Below are 5872 nucleotides of genomic sequence, written 5' to 3'. Positions count from 1 at the left end.
GTATCCCAGCGTAAACCGATTCCGCCGGGGAAAACCTTGATCTGCGCCAAGTCTTCGGCAGAGGCGCCGCGCAAACCCTGCCCCAGGTCGGCCGGGAACTCGAACACGCAGCCGTTCTTGAGTTCGACGCGCACGCGCCTTGTTGCGGGATCGAACGACGCGGCGCGAGCGCGCGGTTCTGTCCGGTCCTCTTCCGCTGCTCTCGCGTCAGCCTCGGCAATCTGCGCCAGGAACTCCGCCTCGGTGAACCGCTTTCTAGCTACCATGGATGCCCTCCCGCCGGAGATCTATTCATGCGGCGGCGGCCGGGTCGGACTCAACCTTCCGCGCACGAGGTGCACGGGGCTGCTTCCTTCCGCTTTGCACTGGTTCTGCCTTGGGGAGGGCGCCAGCCGCTGGATCATCACCGGCCATCTCGCTCTCGATCTGCCGCATCCACGCCTTGTTACCGAATCGACCAGCCATGAGCCCGGGCAGACTGAAATCGACGTCCAACGCATCCCATCGCAGGCCGATGCCGTAGGGATACACCTCAACCTGCGCCAGAACTTCGGCGGAGACGCCCCGCAGACCCTGGCACAGGTCAGCGGGGAACTCGTAGGCACAGCCGCTCTTCAATTCGATGCGTACGCGCCTGGTTACCGGATCGAACGTCGCTGCGCGCGCACGTGGCTCAGTGCGGTCGGCTTCAGCGGTCCTCGCGTCGGCAGCGGCAAGCTGCTCCAGGATCTCAGCCTTCGTCAGCCGCCTCTCACGTGCCATGGATCTCCCTCCAGTTGCGTAGCATCTTATCGCGCTCCCTCTGGACGATTGCAAGCGCACGCATCGCATCGTTGTCCTTCATTCCTCGCCTGTTCCGAACTACGACCGGTGAAAGGTTGATCAGCATCTGCCGGCCCCCTTTCCACACGTGGACGTGGGGAGGTTCGTGGTCTTCAGACCAGATGCGGAACGTGAAGCCGGATTCGCGATGTACGGTGCCCATGCACCATACAGAATATGGCCCGGCGGCTCCTGTCAAGGATTATCATTGCCGTAACTCCTTGCACCACCCGCACTTGCGCGTGCGGCCGGTGGCGGCCTAGGTGGCCTGATGAGCGGCGGGATGGAGAGCAGCGCCCACGTTCCCTCCAGCAGCACGAACCCCCATCGCTGGTCGATGGTGGCCACCCACGCCAGCAGCGCCCCTCCCACCAGGTTCATCGCCGAGTACCACCGGTTTTCCCGTCCCATCCAGCCGCGCTGGTACGAGAAGTACGCGCCGAGGATCAAGAGCGCGCCGACAAAGGAGATGACCTGGAGGAACACGGGCCGCCGGGAATGGGGAATCGCGATCTGAAGGGTGGATTACCTGCGGGACCCGTGCCCGGAGCGGCGCGCGTACGCCTCGGCGCGGCGGAGGAGCGCGGGGCGGTCGACCACCCGCCCGTTCGCGATGACCGTGTGGATGCGGCGTGTGTTGCGGATGTCGGAAAGTGGATCCGCGTCCAGCAGGACGAGATCGGCGAGCCTTCCCGGACGGATGGTGCCGAGGGAGTCGAGGGCGCCCAGGTAGGCGGCCGGGTTGTACGTGGCCGTCCGCAGCGCCTCCATCGGCGTGAGCCCCGCGCGCACGAGCAGCGCCAGCTCATCGTGCAGCGACAGGCCGGGGATGAGGTAGGGGAGCGGCGCGTCCGTTCCGGCCAGCAGCCGCACGCCCGCGCGATGCATCTCGCCCGTGCGCTCCAGGCTGAAGAACGCGGCGACGGTGGACGTGTCGCCGGGCCCGGCGCGCTGAAGGCGGGCGCGCCACTGGACCAGCATCGGCCTAGGAACGTAGCGGTGCGCCGACGGGTGCATCACCGAGGTGTCGCCCCGGGCCATGTACGGCTGGTAGACCGCCAGTGTGGGCGTCAGGGAGGTGCCGGTGCGCGCCAGCGTGCGCATCACGGCGGCACAACGCCCGGGATCGTACGTGGCTCGCATGCGGCGCGCGTGGTCGCGGATGGTCGCGAGCTGGAGCGCCGGGGGCGCGTCGGGCGGCGCCTCGGCGAACTCGCGCCGCAGCGCCGTGTCTTCGCTGGAGCAGGCGCGCATCAGGTCGTCCTCGTGCTCCATACCGTCCTGCTGCCCGGCCGCTTCGCGAGTGCTGACCTCGTGGGGGACGTGGCCGGCGATCTTCACCGCGCGCCGCCGCGCCTGGTCCGCCGCGGCGAAGTAGGCATCGCGCGGCAGCCGGGAGTACACCTTGATGAAGTCCGCGCCGGCCGCCACGAGCGAATCGACCGCGTGCCGCGCCTCGTCCGCCGTGGCGGCGCGCGCCACCCACGGGGTCCGGTTGGCGGGCCCGTCCAGCCGCCCGCCGATCACCATTCGGGGACCCATCAGCCGACCCGCGCGCACCTCGCCCGTCCAGAACCGCGCGCTGTCGACGTAGAAGCCCATGTCGCGCGCGCCCGTCACCCCATGCGCCAGCAGGAGCGGCGCGGCGAAGTCCGGAAACTCGTTGCCGAAGGCGTGGACGTGCATGTCCCACAGCCCGGGGATCAGCCACCGCCCGCCCCCGTCGATGCGCCTGGCCCCGCGCGGCACCGCCGTGGACGCGCTCGGCCCCACGAGGGCGATGCGGCCGCCAACCACGACGACGGTCTGGTCCGCCCGCGCAGGCGCGCCGGTGCCATCGATCACCACCACGTGCGTGATTGCGAGCGACGCATCGGCCGGTACCGCGTCCGCGCACCCGCTGGCCGAAAGCGCGATCACGAGGGCGGCTGCAGATCGCAGGAGGGACATCAGCCGACGTCCTCGGTGACGGACGGCGTCAGTTGATCCAGCCCGATCCACCGCCTCCGAACCGCGGGTTGACGACCGGGCTGACCTTGGAGCCGAACGTGTACGAGAGCCCCACGGAGGCGAAGTACTGGAAGCCGGTCGCCAGCTGCCGCCGCCGAAGCAGCACCTCTTCGTCGGTGGCCTCGCCCGCGGCCAGGTAGATCTGGTCGCGAAGACGGTCGTACGAGCCGTTCAGGTCCAGCGAAAAGCCGCGAAACAGGTTCAGCTCCACCCCGCCGCCGATCTGAAGGCGGTTCTGTGCGAAATCGTCCAGGAAGCTGCCGGCCGCCGCGCCCACGTCGATGCTGCCCCAGGGCTGGCGCGCCACCACGCCCACCTGCAGCATCTGCTGCACGCGCGCTTCTTCCGTGCGCTCGAACACCGTCGGCTCGGAGTAGTCGTACCATGCGGGGCCCACCGAATACCGTGCGGTGAGCTGGCGCCGGGTGGATTCGGAGTAGGGGAAGAAGTTGTACTCCACGGCGGGGGCGATGCGGACCGCCATGTCCTGGTTCAGGTAGGTGGACCGCGACGCCGCGCCCGTAACCCCGGCGGAAAGGTGCGGGCCCAGGCTGCGCACGGTCAGGACGTCGATCGAGCGGCCGGTCTGCTTGTTGGTGAACACGGTGGCCGAGTCGATCTCGAACCGGGTTTCGCTCTCGCTGCCGTTCAGGGAAACCCGCAGCTTCCACTGCTCCGTGGTGCGCGACGCGCTCACCGAGCCGAAGAAATTCTTGTTGCTGTACGTCTGCTCGCCGTTGAAGAAGCCGCGCCCGCTCAGCCGCATGGTCCAGTGGTTCCATGGGTCGCGCGCCGGGGTGGCGGCTGCTTCCGTCTTCGGGGCATCGTACGTCACCCGCAGGTTGGCCGCCTGCGGCGTTTCGGCCGCGTAGCGCACCAGCCCCAGCTTGATGGCCCCGGCGAGCCCCGACATGCGGCGCTCTTCGGAGATGTTGGGCTCGCTGTTGTAGGTCAGCGTGGAGTTCACCCCCGCGAACCGGCCCTGGCCCAGGAACGCCAGCGTGTACGCCGTTCCGCCCGCCCCGGTGGACTGGGAGGTGATCAGCACGTGCACCTCGGCGTCGCCGCGATCGCGGACGTGGGTGACGAACGCGATCTCGGTCTGAAAAACGTCGCGGTCGCAGTAGAACCCGCTGCAGTCCAGGTACACGCGAACGGCCGTGCCCTGGGGCTGGGCGGCGCCCGTGGTCTGCGCGTGGACGGCGGGCGGCAGGGTTGCTGCCGTCGCTGCGCAAACGAGCGCGGCCGCGGCGATCCGCAGGATCTTCATGTCCGTGGTGTTCGGGGGGCCGGAAAGGCGGGAGATTGCGCTGGAGTGCGGCGTACCCGGAGGGACGAACCGGGTTCCGGCCAGATCGTTTGATGGCAGCCGTCAGACGGGAATGGAGCCGGTGATGGCGTCGAGGATGTCGTCCGCGGGGGAGCGCGCCTGGCGCGTGTAGTGGGCGAAGAACTCGGCTGCCTCGTCGATGTCCTCGCCGCCGAAGAACGCGGGCATCGCGGCGGCGCCGGAAAGCGCGATGCCCGCCAGCTCCGCGGCGGTCGCGGCGATGCGGCCGTCGGAGAGCCCGTCGCGCCCGGCGGCGATCAGCAGGGCGGGATCGGGGTCGCCCAGGAGATCGGCGGCGGCACGCAGGCTGGGGGCGTGGTAGGCGATGCCGGCCAGCAGAACCAGGGGCGCCGCGTACCACTCCGGCGCCACGGCGTCGGCGGAGCGCACCTCGGCGAAGCCCTTGGGGCGCACCTCGGGAAAGAGCGTGGTCAGGTGCAGGTGCCAGTCGTCCATCCCCACGCACCCGCGCCGGTTCCACTCCTCGAAGGGAAGGAAGCCCGGCCCCGGCGACATCACCACCGGCGCCCGCAGGGCAAAGTCCAGGTACTCGCCCACGGAATCGGCGCAGGTGAAGCAGCCCGTTCGCCCGCCGTCCAGCTCGCGCCACACCCGCGCGCGGAAGCTGCGGTCCCCCGTCGGCGCGCCGCGGTAGACGGGTGAGCTGGCGAAGATGGCGGTGACGTACGGCGCCATGGCGTTCCACACCCGCCAGCGCGCGAGCGGATCTGGCCCGAAGTCCAGGCTGATCTGCATGGCGGCGGTCTGCCGCATCATCCGCTCGCCGCCGGTACCGAGCGCCTGCATGAACTCCGTCATCCGCACGTAGCGCGCGCCGGGTAGCTGCAGCGGCACCGTTTCGATCCCGTTCCGCGGCTCGATGCCCACGGACAGCAGTTCCACGCCGTCTTCCCGCATCTCCCGGATCAGCGGCACGACGGTGGCGCGAAGGCTCTGGACCAGGGCCGTGGCGGACGGACATGCCGGGGCGCTCAGCTCGATCTGCCCGCCCGGCTCGTACGTGATGATCCCACCATCGGGGAGGACGAACCTGGGGACGCCGTACGAGCTGGGCTCTTCGCGCCAGCAGTGGCGCTCCGCGAACCGGCGCAACAGCGGCAGCGTGGAGGGCCCGTCCGCTGCCTGGATGGGCACCTGCACCCCGCTATCGGCGGAGACCGGGATCAGCTCCACCTCCGCGCCGATGCGCGGGCGCGGGATGGAGCGGACGGGCGACAGCGCGAACGAGTTTTCGCGCAGGTCCGCGAGCAGGGCGGCCGGGTCCAGCGTCATCGCTCCGCTCACGCCACCGGTGATGCCAGCACCAGCGCGTAGAGCGCGTCGTCGTCCGTCGTCCACTCGTCCACGCGCAGCCCCGAGGCGGCGAACAGGGCGTCCACGCTGGCACGGTCGTGCTTGGCGGAGATCTCGGTGCGGATGGTGTCGCCCGCCGCGAAGGAGAACGTGCCGGCACCGGGAACGCTCACCACCTGGTCGCGAAGCGCCACCAGGTGCATCTCGATCCAGTGGTCCGCCGCATTGTACGACGCCCGGTGCTCCCAGGCGTCCACGTCGAAGTTGGCCCCGGCCTGCGCGTTGACGACGCGCAGCATGTTGCGGTTGAACTCGGCCGTCACTCCCGCCGCGTCGTTGTAGGCCGCCTCGATCACCGCGGGGTCCTTGCGCAGGTCCACGCCCATCAGGAACCGG

Annotated in this window: 8 protein-coding genes; all 8 read right to left on the bottom strand. The window is 69.8% G+C overall.

The features are described from left to right. On the bottom strand, positions 1-266 hold a 266-nt coding region (locus tag VIB55_RS10645), incomplete at its 3' end, for a DUF2442 domain-containing protein (protein WP_331876641.1). A gap of 25 nt (positions 267-291) precedes the next feature. Next, positions 292-762: a DUF2442 domain-containing protein gene (locus VIB55_RS10640; RefSeq protein WP_331876639.1), complete on the bottom strand. Its 471-nt coding sequence runs from the start codon at positions 760-762 to the stop codon at positions 292-294. Continuing rightward, positions 752-985: a DUF4160 domain-containing protein gene (locus VIB55_RS25655; RefSeq protein WP_414681421.1), complete on the bottom strand. Its 234-nt coding sequence runs from the start codon at positions 983-985 to the stop codon at positions 752-754. The genes VIB55_RS10640 and VIB55_RS25655 overlap by 11 nt, the downstream gene beginning before the upstream one ends. Before the next feature lie 32 nt (positions 986-1017). Continuing rightward, positions 1018-1308, bottom strand: coding sequence for a CBU_0592 family membrane protein (locus VIB55_RS10635; RefSeq protein WP_331876638.1), 291 nt, complete (start codon positions 1306-1308; stop codon positions 1018-1020). A 39-nt stretch (positions 1309-1347) separates the two neighbouring features. Next, on the bottom strand, positions 1348-2772 hold the full coding sequence (locus VIB55_RS10630; RefSeq protein ID WP_331876637.1) for an amidohydrolase family protein: 1425 nt from the start codon (positions 2770-2772) through the stop codon (positions 1348-1350). A 28-nt stretch (positions 2773-2800) separates the two neighbouring features. Then, on the bottom strand, positions 2801-4102 hold the full coding sequence (locus VIB55_RS10625) for a hypothetical protein (RefSeq protein WP_331876636.1): 1302 nt from the start codon (positions 4100-4102) through the stop codon (positions 2801-2803). Between the two features lie 102 nt (positions 4103-4204). Next, the gene (locus VIB55_RS10620) at positions 4205-5467 is read right to left on the bottom strand and encodes a glutamate-cysteine ligase family protein (protein ID WP_331876635.1); all 1263 of its coding nucleotides are present in this window, start codon (positions 5465-5467) and stop codon (positions 4205-4207) included. Beyond that, positions 5464-5872, bottom strand: a 409-nt coding sequence (locus tag VIB55_RS10615; RefSeq protein WP_331876634.1) for an L-histidine N(alpha)-methyltransferase, incomplete at its 5' end; no start/stop codon positions are given. The genes VIB55_RS10620 and VIB55_RS10615, both read right to left, overlap by 4 nt.

Source organism: Longimicrobium sp., from assembly GCF_036554565.1.
Classification (GTDB): Bacteria; Gemmatimonadota; Gemmatimonadetes; order Longimicrobiales; family Longimicrobiaceae; genus Longimicrobium.
The sequence above is the reverse complement of the archived record's forward strand: the minus strand, read 5'-3'. Positions and strand labels throughout refer to the sequence as shown.

Excerpts from the sequence above, each read along its gene's own strand:
- VIB55_RS10640 (WP_331876639.1), bottom strand. The coding sequence starts at position 762 with ATGGCACGTGAGAGGCGGCTGACGAAGGCTGAGATCCTGGAGCAGCTT.
- VIB55_RS25655 (WP_414681421.1), bottom strand. The coding sequence starts at position 985 with ATGGGCACCGTACATCGCGAATCCGGCTTCACGTTCCGCATCTGGTCT.
- VIB55_RS10630 (WP_331876637.1), bottom strand. The coding sequence starts at position 2,772 with ATGTCCCTCCTGCGATCTGCAGCCGCCCTCGTGATCGCGCTTTCGGCC.
- VIB55_RS10625 (WP_331876636.1), bottom strand. The coding sequence starts at position 4,102 with ATGAAGATCCTGCGGATCGCCGCGGCCGCGCTCGTTTGCGCAGCGACG.